Consider the following 15,822-nt stretch of genomic DNA (forward strand, 5'->3'; position numbering starts at 1 on the left):
ACCTGCTTTCCGGCCCCGCAATCCTGCTTTAGGCTGGCTGCGACAAGGAAAGGGACGCGATGGCCTGGGAATTCTGGATCGACCGGGGCGGCACCTTTACCGATGTGGTGGGCCGCGCGCCGGATGGCCAGCTGGTGACGGCCAAGCTTTTGTCAGAGAACCCCGAACGCTATGCCGATGCCGCCGTGCAAGGCATCCGCGATTGTCTGGGCCTTGGCCCTGATGCGGCGATCCCCGATCAAGCCATTTCGGCAGTGAAGATGGGCACGACCGTGGCCACAAACGCCCTGCTGGAGCGGAAGGGCGAGCGTGTCCTGCTGCTGATCACCCAAGGCTTCGCCGATCTGTTGCGGATCGGCACCCAGGCGCGGCCAGCGCTGTTTGACCTCAACATCCGCCGCCCTGATCTGCTGCATGACCGCGTGGCCGAGGTTCCGGGCCGGCTGGATGCCGATGGGAACGAGGTTCTGCCGCTGGACGAGGACGCCGTGCGCACAGCACTCGCGGCAGGCCGGGCCGACGGTATTGCTGCGGTCGCCGTGGCGCTGATGCACGGCCATGTGAACCCCACGCACGAAGCGCGGGTTGGCGCGCTGGCCGAGGAGGCGGGGTTCAGCCAGATCTCGCTTTCGCATCAGGTGTCCCGTCTGGCCAAGATCGTGCCGCGCGGTGATACGACCGTGGTGGACGCCTACCTGTCGCCGATCCTGCGGCGCTATGTGGCGCAGGTCGAAGGCGCTTTGGACATGGGGCGCGCAACCGGACGGCTGTTGTTCATGCAGTCGAACGGCGGGTTGACCGAGGCGGGGCGCTTTCAGGGCAAGGATGCCATCCTGTCCGGCCCGGCAGGGGGCATCGTCGGGATGGTGCAGACGGCCCGCGCCGCGGGGTTTGACCGGCTGATCGGGTTCGACATGGGGGGCACCTCAACCGATGTCAGCCACTATGCCGGCGTTTATGAACGATCGTTCGAGACCGAGGTTGCCGGCGTTCGCATGCGCGCGCCGATGATGGACATTCACACGGTGGCAGCGGGGGGCGGGTCGATCTGCAGCTTTCGCGACGGTCGGTTTCAGGTCGGGCCCGAAAGTGCCGGCGCAAACCCGGGGCCGGCCAGCTATCGCCGGGGCGGGCCGCTGACGATCACCGATTGCAACGTGATGCTGGGGCGGCTGTCGCCAGACCATTTCCCCGCCGTCTTCGGCCCCGGCGGTGATCATCCGCTGGACGCCGATGTGGTTCGGGCGAAGTTCAAGGCTTTGGCCGCAAAGATTGCCGCTGAAACCGGCCAATTGGACCCGCCCGAGGTGGTGGCCGAGGGCTTCCTGCGCATCGCCATCGACAACATGGCCAATGCGATCAAGAAGATAAGCGTCCAGCGCGGGCATGATGTGACTGGCTATACCTTGCAATGCTTTGGCGGGGCGGGCGGGCAGCATGCCTGTGGCGTGGCCGACGCGCTGGGGATGCGGACGGTCTTCCTGCATCCGCAGGCAGGCGTTCTGTCGGCCTTCGGCATGGGCCTTGCCGACCTGCGCGCCCTGCGCGAAGTGCAGTTCGATGCCCCGGTGTCGGACCCCTCCGCCGCCAGCCGGATTGCCGACCTAGCCGCCGAGGCGGCGGCCGAGTTGTCCGATCAGGGCATCGCCCAACCCCGGACAATCCTGACCGCGCATCTGCGCTATGACGGGTCGCACCAGTCCTTGCCGGTGCCCTTTGGAACCGAGGCCGAATTGCGTGCGGCTTTCGCCGCCGCGCATCACGCACGGTTCGGATTTTCCTCACCCGAACGCGCGGTTCTGTTCGAGATGCTGGCGGCTGAGGCAGAAGGGGGCGGCGCAGACCTGCCGTTGGTGAATGTGGGTTCACAAACCCCTCACCCCACCGCTACCCTTCGCTTATGGGCCAATGGTTGGCACGGCGTACCGCTTTACCGACGCGAGGATTGTGGCACGGATACCCGTATCACCGGCCCCGCCGTCATCACCGAAAGCACAGGAACCGTCATCGTCGAGCCGGGGTGGCAGGCGCAGGTAGACGGCCAAGCAAACCTGATCCTGACCCGGACCGAGGCCATCGCCCGCCCCCCCGCCGCGGGCACCAAGGCGGACCCGGTCCTGCTGGAGGTTTTCAACAACCTGTTCATGTCAGTCGCCGACCAGATGGGCGCGACGCTTGCCAACACCGCCTGGTCCGTCAACATCAAGGAACGGTACGATTTTTCCTGCGCCATCTTCGATGCGAACGGCGATCTGGTCGCCAACGCGCCGCATGTGCCGGTGCACCTTGGGTCGATGTCGCATGCGGTCAAGACCGTCATCGCTGCTGTCGGCGCGACAGCGCGGGATGGCGATGCGTGGATGCTGAATTCACCCTGGAACGGTGGCACGCATTTGCCGGATGTGACCGTGATCACGCCGGTCTTCGTAGGCTCCACGCCCGCCTTCTGGCTCGGGTCGCGCGGGCACCACGCCGATATTGGCGGACGGACACCGGGGTCGGGGCCGCCTGACAGCACGACGATCGAGGAAGAGGGCGTGGTGATCGACCTCTTCCCGCTAGTCGCCCAAGGCCACCTGCGCGAGGGTGAGACGCGGCAACTTCTGGCTTCGGGGCGCTGGCCCTGTAGGTCACCTGATCAGAACATGGCCGACCTGAAAGCCCAGATCGCCGCGAATGAGACCGGACGTCGGGAACTGCTGCGCGTCGTCGAAACCCACGGCGCAAAGACGGTTGCCGCCTATATGCACCACGTCCAGAAAAATGCCGAGGAATGCGTTCGTGCGGTGATTGACCGGCTGGCCGATGGTGAATTTTCCTACCCGATGGACATCGGCACCACGATCCGGGTGCGCGTCGCCGTCGACCGTGCCAACCGCTCTGCCACGATTGATTTCACGGGGACCAGTCCGCAGCATTCCGGCAATTACAACGCCCCGCAGGCTGTGACGCGGGCGGTGGTGCTTTATGTCTTCCGCACGCTGGTCGGCAAGCCGATCCCCCTGAACGAAGGCTGCCTTGCGCCGCTGACGATCATCGTGCCCGAAGGCTCGCTTCTCAACCCGCGCGCGCCTGCGGCGGTGATCGCCGGGAATACCGAAGTCAGCCAAAGTGCCTGCAACGCGCTTTATGGTGCGCTTGGGGTGGTGGCGGCGGCGCAGGGGACAATGAACAACTTCATCTGGGGCAATGACACGTTCCAGAACTATGAAACCATCGCCGGGGGCACCGGGGCAGGGCCGGGGTTCAATGGCTGCGATGCGGTGCAAAGCCATATGACCAACACGCGGATGACAGACCCGGAAGTGCTGGAAAAACGCTTTCCCGTCCGGTTGGAGGAGCTTTCGATCCGCCATGGCTCGGGCGGGGGCGGGCGGTGGCATGGCGGCAATGGCGCGGTGCGGCGGCTGCGGTTTCTGGCGCCGGTCACTGTCACCACGCTCTGTGGCAGCCGCAGGGTGGCACCATTTGGCGGGGCGGGCGGTGGCGCGGGGGCGGTGGGCGAAAACCGTGTGCTTTGGCCTGATGGGCGGGTTGAGGTCCTTCAGGGCAATGACGAACGCGACCTGCCCGCAGGGGCCGTGTTCGAGATGCGCACCCCAGGTGGCGGCGGCTGGGGGTGACCCCAGCCCCCGGCCTTAGGGCCGCGTGCCGCCCGTCGCTTCGGTCACCCGGTCGGCGGCTGCCCTGACCAGCGCGCCGATGCGGGTGGCATCCGACAGCCCCACCCGGAACGCGGGGCCGGAGACGGACAGACCGGCAACCGGCTCGCCATAAGCGTTGAAGATCGGGGCGGCGATGCAGCGCATCCCCTCGGCGCGCTCCTGATCGTCGATGGCAAAGCCGCGCTCACGGGTGCGGGCAAGGTCACGCAGCAGGGCGCTGTCTGACGTCAGCGTCAGCGTGGTGAACTTCTGCAGGCCCTGCCGGGCGATGATGTCGCGCGCGCGGTCTTCGGGATACCACGCCAGAAGCGCCTTGCCGATGCCGCTGGAATGCATCGGGCCCTTGGTCCCCGGTGGAAAGAAGGCGCGGATCGCCTCGTTCGTCTCGACCTGAGCGAGAAACAGCACCTCACCCCGTACTTCGACGCCAAGGTTCGCCGTCTCGCCCGTTTCGCGCATCAGGGCGTCCATTGGCTGGCGGGCCCGCTCAACCACCTTCGTCCGGCGCAGGAAGGCAGTGCCGATCCGGAACGCCCCCGCGCCGATGTGCCAAAGCTGGCCGGGTTCCTCAACCTCAACCATGCCATGCCCTTGCAGCGTCTGCAGCGCGCGGAAGGTGGTGGCGACGGCCTGACCCGTCTCTTCTGCCAGGTCGGAAAGCGTGCGGCCGGGGCTTTGGGCAAGGTGTTCCAGCAGGAACAGGGCCCGGTCCAAAGCCTGCACCGTGTTCTGGTCGGTCTTGTCGTTGAAGGCCTTGGGCCGCCCGCGTGGTTTCTGTGCCATTGGTTCCCAGCTTTCCGCGTTGAAAAAGCGCAAGTGTCTGTTCGGGTTTGAAAATAGCATGAAGTTGCACCGATGAAAAATCTTTTCGAAAAAATTGCCGTTTGGCTGTGATGCGCCTAGAACAGGGGACATCCAGTGGAGTGTGCCCCGATGTCCTTCCAGAACCCTGTCTTCATCCCCGGCCCGACAAACATCCCCGAGTCGGTGCGCAAGGCCTGCGACATGCCGACGATCGACCACCGGTCGCCCGCCTTTGCCCGCATGTTCAAGCCCGCCGTCGAAGGCGTGCGCCGGGTCCTGAAAATGGATGCGGGCGAAGTGATCCTGCTGCCCTCCACCGGAACCGGCGGGTGGGAAGCGGCCGTCTCCAACACCCTGTCGCCCGGCGATACGGTGCTGGCCGCGCGCTTTGGCATGTTCAGCCACCGCTGGATTGACCTGTGCCAGCGCCACGGCCTGAACGTCCGCATCATCGAGACGCCTTGGGGCCAAGGTGCCCCCTTGGCCGCGATCGAGGCTGCGCTGAAGGCGGACAAGACGATCAAGGCCGTCCTTGCCACGCATAATGAGACGGCAACCGGGGTGAAGTCCGACATCGCCGGGATCCGCAAGGCAATGGACGCGGCCGGGCATGGCGCGATGCTGTTTGTCGATGGCGTCTCCTCCATCGGGTCGATGCCGTTCGAGTTCACCGCTTGGGGCGTAGATATCGCCGTGGCCGGCAGTCAGAAGGGCTTCATGCTGCCGGCCGGGCTTGCGATCCTTGGGGTTTCCCCAAAGGCGATTGCGGCGATGGACACGGCGACCCTGCCGCGCACCTTCTTTGATTTCAAGGATATGCTGACCAGCTACGCCCGTGGCGGTTTTCCCTACACCCCCCCGTCGGCCTGATCGCCGGTCTGGCCCATGCCATCGACCTGCTGGAATCCGAGGGGCTGGACAACGTCTACGCCCGCCACCACCGCCTTGCCGAAGGTGTGCGCCGGGCGATCACCGCCTGGGGCATGACGCCCTATGCCGCCACGCCCGACCTTTATTCCGACACCGTGACGGCCGTGAAGGTCCCCGCAGGCTGCGACGGCACGGCCTTGGTGCAGCTTGCCGCCAGCAAATACGGTGTCGCCTTCGGTGTCGGTCTGGGTGAGGTTGCGGGCAAGGTCTTCCGCATCGGCCATCTGGGCATGCTGACCGACGTGATGGTCCTGTCGGGCCTTGCGACGGCTGAAATGTGCATGGCCGATCTTGGCTGGCCGATCAAGCTCGGCTCAGGCGTGGCGGCGGCGCAGGACTACTACCGTGGCACGGTGCCCGCCATGGCCATGGCCGCAGAATGAAGGACTTCCCCATGCTGATCCCAACCTACGATGACGTGCTGGCCGCCCACGCCCGCATCGAACCCTACATCCACCGCACGCCCGTCCTGACCTCCAGCTACCTGAACGACCTGACCGGGGCCGAGCTGTTCTTCAAATGTGAGAACTTCCAGAAGGCCGGCGCCTTCAAGGTGCGTGGCGCCTGCAATGCGGTCTTTGGGCTTTCCGACGAGATGGCCGCCAAGGGCGTCTGCACCCACTCCTCCGGCAACCACGCGCTCAGCCTCAGCTACGCCGCCGGTCGCCGGGGCATCCCCTGCAACGTCGTCATGCCCCGCACAGCACCACAGGCGAAGAAGGACGCTGTCCGGGGCTATGGCGGCGTCATCACCGAATGTGAACCCTCCACCTCCAGCCGTGAGGCGGTGTTTGCCGAAGTGCAGGCCCGCACCGGCGGTGAATTCGTCCACCCCTACAACGATCCCCGCGTGATCGCCGGGCAGGCCACCTGCTCGCGCGAACTCCTCGATCAGGTTGCGGGGCTGGATGCCGTCATCGCCCCCATCGGCGGCGGCGGGATGATCTCGGGGACCTGCCTCACCGTCTCCTCCACTGCCCCCAACGTTGCCATCTACGCCGCCGAACCGAAGAACGCCGACGACGCTTTCCGCAGCTTCAAGGCTGGCCACATCATCGCCGACGACGCGCCCGAGACCATCGCCGATGGTCTGAAGGTCCCGCTCAAGGACCTGACCTGGCATTTCGTGCAAAACCACGTCACCGACATCTTCACCGCCACCGAGGATGAGATCATCGACGCGATGAAGCTGACCTGGAAGCGCATGAAGATCGTGATGGAACCCAGCTGCGCCGTGCCGCTGGCAACGATCCTTGCAAACCCCGAAACCTTCCGCGGTCGCCGCGTTGGTGTCATCATCACCGGCGGCAACGTCGATCTGGACACCCTGCCTTGGATGAAAGGATAATCCATGAACACGCATCCGAAATTCGATGGCCTTGAAGTTGGCTACGACATCCCCGCCCTGCCCGGCATGGCCGAGGGTGATATCCAGACGCCTTGCCTGGTCCTTGATCTCGACGCGCTGGAACGCAACATCAAGAAGATGGGCGACTATGCCAAGGCCCATGGCATGCGCCACCGCGTGCATGGAAAGATGCACAAATCGGTAGACGTCGCCCTGCTGCAGGAACGGCTTGGCGGATCGGTCGGCGTCTGCTGTCAGAAGGTGTCCGAGGCCGAGGTTTTTGCCCGCGGCGGCATCAAGGATGTGCTGGTGTCGAACCAGGTGCGCGATTTGGCCAAGATCGACCGTCTGGCACGCATCCCCAAACTCGGCGCGCGGACGATCTGCTGCGTCGATATGATGGACAACGTGGCCGACCTTTCTGCCGCTGCGGTCAAGCACGGCACGACGATCGAATGCCTCGTGGAAATCGACTGTGGCGCGGGCCGCTGCGGGGTCAAGACCACGCCCGAGGTTGTGGCCCTTGCCAAGGCCATCGACGCGGCCCCGGGGCTGAAGTTTGCCGGCATCCAAGCCTATCAGGGCGCGATGCAGCACATGGACAGCTACGATGACCGCAAGGCGAAGATCGCCCTTGCCGTGGCCCAGGTGAAGGACGCGGTGGATACGCTGAAGGCCGATGGCATCGCCTGCGACATCGTCGGCGGCGGCGGCACCGGCAGCTATTACTTCGAGTCCACCTCAGGCGTTTACAACGAGTTGCAATGCGGCTCTTACGCCTTCATGGACGCAGACTATGGCCGCATCCTCGACAAGGACGGCAAGCGGATCGACCAGGGCGAATGGGAAAACGCGCTCTTCATCCTGACCAGCGTGATGAGCCACGCAAAGGCCGACAAGGCCATTGTCGATGCGGGCCTCAAGGCGCAGTCGGTCGATTCAGGCCTGCCGGTGATCTACGGTCGCACCGATGTGAAATACGTCAAGTGCAGCGACGAACATGGTGTCGTCGAAGACCCGCAGGGCGTGCTCAAGGTCAACGATAAACTGAAACTCGTCCCCGGCCACTGCGACCCGACCTGCAACGTGCATGACTGGTATGTTGGCGTCCGCAATGGCGTGGTCGAGGTGGTCTGGCCCGTATCGGCGCGCGGCAAGGCTTACTAGCCTTTCACATTTGCACAAATATCCCACGGGGGGCGCGGGGGGTGTGAAACCCCCCGCTCCAACGCCTGCATAAAGGACCGCGCCATGCTGATCATCCCCGAATCCCTCATCGCCGATCTCGTCTCGTCCGAAGATGCCTTCACGGCGGTCGAAGCCACCTTCGCCGCCATGGCGCGGGGCGAGGCCTACAACTTCCCCGTCGTGCGCGAAGCTTTGGGCGAGGGTCGGCAGTATGGCTTCAAGTCGGGTCTTGACCGGTCCGGCGGGCAGTTGGGCGTCAAGGCCGGGGGGTACTTCCCCGGCAATGCGGCCAAGGGGATTATCAATCACCAGTCGACGGTCTTCCTGTTCGATCCCGAAACCGGCCGACCGACGGCCATGGTCGGCGGGGGCCTCTTGACCGCGCTCCGCACCGCTGCCGCCTCGGCCATCTCCATCGACCGGCTGGCGCGGCCGGATGCGAACGTGCTGGGGATGGTCGGCGCGGGGCATCAGGCCGGGTTTCAGCTCCGTGCGGCGGCACGGGTGCGGAAGTTTCAGAAGGTCATCGCCTGGAACCTGCATCCCGACATGCTGCCAAAACTGGCGGCGATCGCGACCGAGCTTGGCCTGCCGTTCGAGGCCGTACCGCTTGACCGGATGGTCGAGGCGGATGTGATCATCACCATCACTTCCAGCCCCGCGGCAAGCCTGATGTCCGCACATGTCGCCGACGGCACGCATCTGGCCTGCATGGGCACCGATACGGTCGGCAAGCAAGAGGTGGAGCCCGCTCTCCTTGGCCGCGCCTCGGTCTTTGCCGACGAAGTGGCGCAGTCAGTAAGCCTTGGCGAAGCGCAGCATGCCGTGGCGGGGGGGCTGCTGGACGCAACCGCAATCACTCCGCTCGGTGATGTGCTGGTGGGGCGCCATCCGGGGCGGCGGTCAGCGGCTGAGATCACGCTTTTCGACGGCACCGGGGTCGGGCTGCAGGACCTTGCGGTCGCCGCGATGGCCGTCCGCCGCGCAGAGGAGCGTGGGCTGGGGTCAAGGGTCACTGTCTGACGGATTGTGACGGGCACAAAACTTCATCGAACGACAGTTGAAGCGGCAGCCCGCCCGTGATGAGACTGCGCCGGGCGAATGTCTGGAAGGGCAGGTCATGCGGGTCTTCGTGAACGGGTTCGGGCGGATCGGGCGGTCGGTGGTGCGGGCCTGGGCCGAGCGCCCCGAGGCTTGGCCGGGGCTGGAAATCGTCGGGATCAACGACATCGCGGCACCCGAAATGTGTGCCTATCTCTTCACCTATGACAGCACCTTCGGGCCGTGGCGGGGCACGGTGGACCTCACGGGCGGGGCGCTTGTGGTCAATGGCCGCGCGCTGCCGCTGCACCGGCTGGCCGATATCTCGACGCTGGATCTTGCCGGGGTGGACGTGGTGCTGGAATGCACCGGCCGGGCAGAAACGCGCGAGGTTGCGGCGCGGGGGCTGGTGGCGGGGGCGCGGCGGGTGCTGGTGTCGGGGCCATCGGCTGCGGCCGAGGTGACAGTGGTGCTTGGTGCGAACGAGGGGGCGCTGGGGGACCACCGGATCGTGTCGAACGCCAGCTGCACGACGAACGCGCTGGCCCCCCTGGTGCGGCTTCTGGACCGCGAGTGGGGCGTGGTGACAGGGTCGATGACGACGATCCATTGCTACACCGGCAGCCAGCCCACCGTGGATGCCCCGGCGGCGGACTTTGCCCGAAGCCGGGCGGCGGCGCTGTCGATGGTGCCGACGACGACATCGGCCCAGCGGTTGCTGGACGTCGTCCTGCCCGAGATCGCGGGGCGCATTCAGGGGGCGGCGGTGCGGGTGCCGGTGGCCAGCGTGTCTTGCGTCGACCTCACGGTCGTGACGGAGCGGCGGGCGACGGTCGAGGCGGTCAACGCGGCGTTTCGGGGGGTTGGGGGGGTGATCGGGGCGACGGATCTGCCCTTGGTCTCATCCGACCTGCGGGCCCGGGCTGAGAGCATCGTGATGGCCTGTCCCGAGACACGGGTGACGCCGCAGGGGTTGCTGCGGGTCTTTGGCTGGTACGACAATGAATGGGGCTTTTCCAACCGGATGCTGGATGTGGCGCGGTTGATGGGGTGACTGTCCCGGGCAGGGACAGGGGTTCAGTCTTTGCAAGATCAAGGGCTTGCGGGGCCTGATTAGGGATTCGTCAAGGTTTCCGGGCGCTGCGCGCGGGGCTGGCCGGGGCTGGAGGGTTTCACACCCTCCAGACCTCCCGTGGGATATTTGGAGAAGAGAAAGTTTGGGGAAGGGCACAGGTGCAGCGCTTGTGCCGATTTCTTGCGTGCCAGTTGCGGAAAAATCAGCGGCTTTGTCGAAATGCGCGGGGGCCCGGGTGTCATGCTGGCAGATGATGTCATGACGGCGTCGTCGTGAGCCTGTGGAGACCCATGATGTCTGTATCTTCTTCGCACGAAAAGCCAGTCCGGGCGCCGGTCTGGCTGTTGGCGACCGCGCTGGGCGGAATTGCCTGGAATGTTTTTGGTGCCGTCCAGTTTGCAGGGTCGGTCAGCGCCACCCCGGAAAGCCTGATCGCCCAAGGCCTGACAGCGGAGCAGGCGGCGGTGATGACAGGGTATCCGGTCTGGATGACGCTGGCCTTCGCCATTGGCGTGGCAGGGGGGCTGGTGGGTAGCGTCCTTCTGTTGCTGCGCAACGCGCTGGCGCGGCCCGTGCTGCTGGCATCGGTTCTGGCCTATGTCGCCTTGTGGATCGGGGATGCCGTCCATGGCGTCTTTGCCGCGATGGGCCTGCCGCAGATCATCATCCTGACCGTGGTCGTGGCGATAGCGGCGGCCCTTTACGCAGCAAGCCGACACCCTGCTGCCAAAGCCTGAGACCTTGCAGCGCAGCCCATGCTACCTTTCATGAAATGGAGAGACCCGATGCAATTCATGCTGATTCTGAACGAGACACCGGAAGAATTTGCCCGCCGCGCCGACCCGGCCGAGGCGGGGGCCTATTGGGGCGGCTGGAACGCCTTTATCGGGGCGATGGCACAGGCGGGTGTCATCGTGAAGGGCGACGGGCTGCAAGGCCCGCACACGGCGACGACGCTGCGCCTCCGCGATGGCAAGCGGCAGGTGGAGGATGGCCCCTATGCCGATACCAAGGAACAGTTGGGCGGCTATTTCGTGATCGAGGTGCCAGACCTTGACGCGGCGCTGGACTGGGCGGCACAGGCGCCATCCGCCTTGACCGCATCGGTCGAGGTGCGACCGGTGCTTGCAATGCCTGCCCCCCCGGCGTGAGCGGCAGCGACGATGCGGCCCGGACTGCCGAAGCAGCGGCTCGGGCCAGCTATGGCAAGCTGGTGGCGATCCTTGCCATGCAGGGCCGCGACATTGCGGCGGCGGAAGATGCGCTGTCGGAGGCGCTGATCTCGGCCCTGACGGTCTGGCCGGAGCGGGGGGTACCGCAGAACCCGGAAGGCTGGCTGGTGACGGCGGCGCGCAACCGGTTGAAGAACGCCGACCGGGCGGGCCGGGTGCGCCAGCTGGCTGTGCCAGAGGTGGAGCGGCGGCTGGCCTTGCCCGAGGCCGAGGCTGCGGTGCCTGACCATCGGCTGCGGCTGATGTTTGCCTGCGCCCATCCGGCGATTGACCCCGGCGTGCGGACGCCCCTGATGCTGCAGACGGTGCTGGGCATTGACGCCGCGCGCATGGCGCGGGTGTTCCTGACCACACCGGCGACCCTGTCCCAGCGCCTTGTGCGGGCCAAGCTGCGCATCCGCGATGCTGCCTGCGCCTGACGCTGCCCGAGCCCGAGGCGATGGCCGAACGGCTGGGCGCGGTTCTGGACGCGATCTACGCCGCCTTCGGGCAGGGCTGGGACGGGATGGAGCATCCTGACGCGCCGGAGTCGCTGACCGGTGAGGCGATCTGGCTGGCGCGGTTGGTCGTCCATCTGCTGCCGGAGGAACCCGAACCTGCGGGGCTGCTGGCGCTGATGCTGTATTGCACAGCGCGGCGGCGGGCCCGGCGCGACGCGTCTGGGGCCTTTGTGCCGCTGGACCGGCAGGATGCGCGGCTGTGGGACCGTACGATGATCATCGAGGCCGAGGGGCTGCTGATCCGGGCGGCGCAGGCCGGGCGGTTCGGCCGGTTCCAGTGCGAAGCTGCGATCCAGTCGGTGCATGTGCAGCGACCGATCACCGGGCAGGTGAACCTGAAGGCGCTGCGGTTGCTGTATGACCTGCTGGTGCAGCACACCGACAGCATCGGCGCGCGGATCGGTCAGGCGGTAGTGATCGCCGAGGCGGGTGAGCCTTTGGCTGCGCTGGGGGCGCTCGACGCCCTGCCGGGGCAGGTTGCGCGGCACCAGCCGTGGTGGGTGGCGCGGGCGCATGTCGCAGGCCTAGCCGGGCAGCGGGACCGGGCGCTGGCCGATCTGGCGCAAGCGATCGCGCTGACCGAGGATGCGGCGGTGCGGGCCTATCTGATGGACGTCCGGCTGACGCTGGATGCGGGGCCGTGACCGGCGGACTTCCGGCAGGGGGGCGGGCTGCCCTGCAAAAACGCTAGCTATTTCCCCAAAAAAGGCGCATACGGACCGGGCGAAAACACCTGCTGTCGACTTCTCTGTTTCCTTTTCGGCTTCAGACACTCGATCTAACGGATGAAAGCCAGGCCATCGCGTGTTGCGGATGGCGCTATGAGAAGGAAAATCACGATGGCCAAGGGCACCGTGAAATGGTTCAACGCCACCAAGGGTTTCGGCTTCATTGCTCCGGAATCCGGCGGCAAGGACGTGTTCGTCCACGTGACCGCGCTGGAACGCGCTGGCATCCGTGGTCTGGACGATGGTCAGGCTGTGACGTTTGACGTGGAATCCGGCCGTGATGGCCGCGAATCGGCGATCAACCTCGCGCTGGCATAAGCCTTAGCGACATGAATTTGAACGGGGGTGGCCCATGGCTGCCCCCGTTTGCATGTCCGGGTCAGGGCAGAACGGTCCAGGGCGACGGATAGCGATGCTCTTCGAGGTTCGGGGTCGGGCCGATCCGGTCAACCACCGCAAAGAGCCCGGGTGCCGACAGCGGCGTGAGAACGCCATGCCACGTGCCGCGATGCAGATTGATGCCTTGCGCGCCGGTGGTCAGGAAGGCGCGGGGCGCGCGGTCGGGGCTTTCGGCGACGATGACGAGGAACGGATGTTCGGTCATCGGGATGAAGGCCTGCGAGCCTTCGGGATGGCGTTCGATCAGGTCAAAAGCATAGGGCAGCGCGCGGGCTTCGGCGTGGAAGATCGACAGGCCGGGGCGGGCGTCTGGCCCAAAGTCCAGCCGGGCGCGGTCGTGGTGGCGGCGGCAGAGGCCGTCGTTGATCAGGCGGAACTCACCGGTGGCATCGAGGACATCGCCGAAGGGGGCGAAGGCGGCGGCGGTGAGCGGTTCGGGGTGCAGGGTCTGCATCTTGGCGCCTTTCGCTGGCGGTGAAAGCGAGGGGTTTCCCACCCCTCGCGCTCCCCATGGGATATTTGCGGACAGATGAAATCAGCGCAGGTGGCGCAGGTTGGCGTGGCGGTTCACGTCCTTGTAGAGCAGATAGCGGAAGGGTCCGGGGCCGGCGGCGATGCAGGCCTGCGGGCAGAAGGCGCGGAGCCACATGAAATCTCCGGCCTCAACCTCGACCCAGTCCTGATTGAGCTTGTAGGCAGCGCGGCCTTCCAGGACGTAGAGACCGTGTTCCATCACGTGGGTTTCTTCAAACGGGATGCGGCCGCCGGGCTGGAAGGTGACGATGTTGACATGCGCGTCATGGGCGATGTCGTCAGGGTCAACAAAGCGGGTGGTGCCCCAGCGGTTTTCGGTGTCGGGCATGAAGCGGACCGGGACGTCGCGTTCGTTGATCACGAAATGCGCCGGGGCGGGGTGGCCCGGGGCAGGTTCATAAAGCTTGCGCAGCCAGTGGAAGCGGGCGGGCGTGCCGCCCTCGGCCAGCAGGGTCCAGCGGGTGGAGGGGGGGATGTAGGCGTAGGAGCCTGCCTCCATCTCATACCCGGTGCCGTCGATGGTGACGGTGGCCAGACCGTCGGTGAAGAAAAGCCAGTGTTCAGCGCCGGTTTCAGGATCGGGGGCATCGGAGCCGCCGCCGGAGGCGACCTCCATCACATATTGGCTGAAGGTTTCGGAAAACCCCGACATGGGGCGGGCGATCAGCCAGAGGCGGGTTTTGGTCCAGCCGGGCAGGTTGCTGGTCAGGATGTCGGAAAAGCACCCCCGGGGAATGAAGCAATAGGCCGGGGTGAAGACAGCGCGGGCGGTCATCAGGGTGGTCTGAGACGGCAAGCCCCCTGCGGGGAAGTAGTAGCCGGACGGCGTTTCGGTCATAGCAATTGGTCCTTCAGGCGCAGTTCGGCGATGCGTTCAACCTGGGCGCAGGCGATTGTGAACTCTTGTTCGGTATCATTGGCAAGGCGGGTCTGGAAGGCCAGCAGGATGCTGGCCTTGGTGTTGTCGCGGACGGCGATGATGAAGGGGAAGCCGTGCTTTGCGACATACTCCTCGTTCAGCCGCTGGAAGCGGCTTCGCTCCTCGTCGGTCAGGGCGTCTAGGGCGGCGCTGGCTTGTTCGGCAGTGCTTTCAGGCGTCAGGCGTTTGGCGGCGGCGAGTTTGCCGGCAAGGTCTGGGTGCGCGCGCAGGACCAGCAGGCGCTGATCGCGGCTGGCACTGCGGAAGACGCGGGCCAGCGCGTTGTGCAGGCCGCTGGCGCTGTCATGCGCGGGGCCAAGTTCAAGGTCGAAGGCGTGGTCGGCGATCCAGGGCGAGTGTTCGAAGATCGAGCCGAACCGTTCGACAAAGCGTTCCCGCGTCATCTGGCTGGGGCGTTCTATCCGGCGGTGCGGGTGGGTGGCGGCCCAGTGGTCGGCGATCTGGGTGCGGGTGGCGAACCAGACACCATAATGCGCCCGAGCATGGTCCAGAAAGCGGATCAGCCCGGCAATCTTGCCAGGGCGGCCGATCAGGCGGCAGTGCAGGCCGATAGAGAACATCTTTGGCGCGCCATCGCTGCCTTCGGCGTAGAGGGTGTCGAAGGTATCGCGCAGGTATGTGAAGAACTGTTCACCTTCGATGTAGCCGGGCGCGGTCGCAAAGCGCATGTCATTGGCTTCCAGCGTGTAGGGGATGACAAGCTGGTTGCGATCCCCCACCTCCAGCCAGTAGGGCAGGTCATCGTCATAGGTATCCGAGATCCAGTCGAAGGCGCCCGTTTCAGCCGTCAGGCGGACGGTGTTCAGCGAGCAGCGCCCGGTATACCAGCCGCGCGGGGGCGCGCCGGTGACTTCGGTATGGAGGCGAATGGCCTCATGAATCTGGGCGCGCTCCTCCTCTTCCGGCATGTCGCGGTGGTCGACCCATTTGAGGCCGTGGCTGGCGATGTCCCAACCTGCGGATTTCATGGCGGCGACCTGTTCGGGGTTGCGGGCCAGCGCGGTGGCGACGCCGTAGATGGTGACGGGCAACCCGCGCCCGGTGAACAGGCGGTGCAGCCGCCAGAACCCCGCCCGCGCGCCGTAATCGTAAAGCGATTCCATGTTCCAGTGCCGCATGCCCGGCCAGGGTTGGGCACCGGCGATGTCGGACAGGAACGCTTCGGACTGGGCATCGCCGTGGAGGAGGCAGTTTTCGCCCCCTTCCTCATAGTTCAGGACCAGCGAGATGGCGACCTTCGCCCCGCCGGGCCAGCGGGCATCGGGGGCATTCGGGCCATGGCCACGGAAATCTCGGGGGTAGCGGTTCACATGTGTCTCCTGCATGGGGGCAGATTAGGGGGAAAGGGCAGCAGATATTTTCAGGATTTTCCGAAAAGTCATATGCGTGCAATGCGGGGTCGCGGGGGGCCGGGTTTCGTGGTCTGATGCGGCAAAAC

Annotated in this window: 14 protein-coding genes and 1 pseudogene; 11 read left to right on the forward strand and 4 right to left on the reverse strand. The window is 65.8% G+C overall.

Annotation, left to right across the window (positions count from 1 at the left end; translation table 11 throughout):
* Window positions 1-59: 59 nt before the first annotated feature.
* On the forward strand, window positions 60-3,623 hold the full coding sequence (locus EI545_RS14120) for a hydantoinase B/oxoprolinase family protein (protein ID WP_125326068.1): 3,564 nt from the start codon (window positions 60-62) through the stop codon (window positions 3,621-3,623).
* 15 nt (window positions 3,624-3,638) lie between these two features.
* Here EI545_RS14120 and bhcR read toward each other — a convergent pair whose 3' ends face one another.
* Window positions 3,639-4,448 (reverse strand): HTH-type transcriptional regulator BhcR, encoded by an 810-nt coding sequence (gene bhcR, locus EI545_RS14125; protein WP_125326069.1) that lies wholly within the window; start codon window positions 4,446-4,448, stop codon window positions 3,639-3,641.
* A gap of 150 nt (window positions 4,449-4,598) precedes the next feature.
* Here bhcR and bhcA point away from each other — a divergent pair.
* From bhcA to EI545_RS14170, 10 genes and pseudogenes are all read left to right on the forward strand, one after another.
* A pseudogene (gene bhcA, locus EI545_RS14130) lies at window positions 4,599-5,782 on the forward strand (L-aspartate--glyoxylate aminotransferase BhcA).
* Window positions 5,779-6,747, forward strand: coding sequence for a beta-hydroxyaspartate dehydratase BhcB (gene bhcB / locus EI545_RS14135; protein ID WP_125326070.1), 969 nt, complete (start codon window positions 5,779-5,781; stop codon window positions 6,745-6,747). The pseudogene bhcA and the gene bhcB overlap by 4 nt, the downstream one beginning before the upstream one ends.
* 3 nt (window positions 6,748-6,750) lie before the next feature.
* A complete protein-coding gene (gene bhcC / locus EI545_RS14140; RefSeq protein WP_125326071.1) occupies window positions 6,751-7,914 on the forward strand; it encodes a 3-hydroxy-D-aspartate aldolase BhcC in 1,164 nt (387 codons plus the stop codon).
* A gap of 84 nt (window positions 7,915-7,998) precedes the next feature.
* Window positions 7,999-8,958 (forward strand): iminosuccinate reductase BhcD, encoded by a 960-nt coding sequence (gene bhcD / locus EI545_RS14145; protein ID WP_125326072.1) that lies wholly within the window; start codon window positions 7,999-8,001, stop codon window positions 8,956-8,958.
* 97 nt (window positions 8,959-9,055) lie between these two features.
* Window positions 9,056-10,030 carry a type I glyceraldehyde-3-phosphate dehydrogenase gene (locus EI545_RS14150; RefSeq protein ID WP_125327533.1) on the forward strand — a complete coding sequence of 325 codons (975 nt, stop codon included), beginning with the start codon at window positions 9,056-9,058 and terminating at the stop codon, window positions 10,028-10,030.
* Between the two features lie 311 nt (window positions 10,031-10,341).
* Window positions 10,342-10,788, forward strand: coding sequence for a hypothetical protein (locus tag EI545_RS14155; protein ID WP_125326073.1), 447 nt, complete (start codon window positions 10,342-10,344; stop codon window positions 10,786-10,788).
* Between the two features lie 30 nt (window positions 10,789-10,818).
* Window positions 10,819-11,202, forward strand: coding sequence for a YciI family protein (locus EI545_RS14160; protein WP_245990048.1), 384 nt, complete (start codon window positions 10,819-10,821; stop codon window positions 11,200-11,202).
* Complete coding sequence (locus tag EI545_RS21550; RefSeq protein ID WP_216842447.1) at window positions 11,199-11,702, forward strand: RNA polymerase sigma factor; 504 nt, start codon at window positions 11,199-11,201, stop codon at window positions 11,700-11,702. Before EI545_RS14160 ends, EI545_RS21550 begins: the two co-directional genes overlap by 4 nt.
* A 20-nt stretch (window positions 11,703-11,722) precedes the next feature.
* Window positions 11,723-12,427, forward strand: coding sequence for a DUF6596 domain-containing protein (locus EI545_RS21555; RefSeq protein ID WP_216842448.1), 705 nt, complete (start codon window positions 11,723-11,725; stop codon window positions 12,425-12,427).
* Window positions 12,428-12,622: 195 nt separating this feature from the next.
* Window positions 12,623-12,829 carry a cold-shock protein gene (locus tag EI545_RS14170; RefSeq protein WP_125326075.1) on the forward strand — a complete coding sequence of 69 codons (207 nt, stop codon included), beginning with the start codon at window positions 12,623-12,625 and terminating at the stop codon, window positions 12,827-12,829.
* 61 nt (window positions 12,830-12,890) lie between these two features.
* Here the strand turns inward: EI545_RS14170 and EI545_RS14175 are convergent, their stop codons facing one another.
* The 3 genes from EI545_RS14175 to puuE form a co-directional block, all read right to left on the reverse strand.
* Entirely contained in the window at window positions 12,891-13,364 is a 474-nt protein-coding gene (locus tag EI545_RS14175) for an ureidoglycolate lyase (RefSeq protein ID WP_125326076.1), read from the reverse strand.
* Between the two features lie 81 nt (window positions 13,365-13,445).
* Window positions 13,446-14,282, reverse strand: a complete 837-nt coding sequence (locus tag EI545_RS14180) for a bifunctional allantoicase/(S)-ureidoglycine aminohydrolase (RefSeq protein WP_125326077.1) — start codon at window positions 14,280-14,282, stop codon at window positions 13,446-13,448.
* Complete coding sequence (puuE, locus tag EI545_RS14185; protein WP_164517301.1) at window positions 14,279-15,694, reverse strand: allantoinase PuuE; 1,416 nt, start codon at window positions 15,692-15,694, stop codon at window positions 14,279-14,281. Before puuE ends, EI545_RS14180 begins: the two co-directional genes overlap by 4 nt.
* Window positions 15,695-15,822: the final 128 nt, after the last annotated feature.

This window comes from Tabrizicola piscis (assembly GCF_003940805.1).
In the GTDB taxonomy this organism is placed as follows: Bacteria; Pseudomonadota; Alphaproteobacteria; order Rhodobacterales; family Rhodobacteraceae; genus Tabrizicola; species Tabrizicola piscis.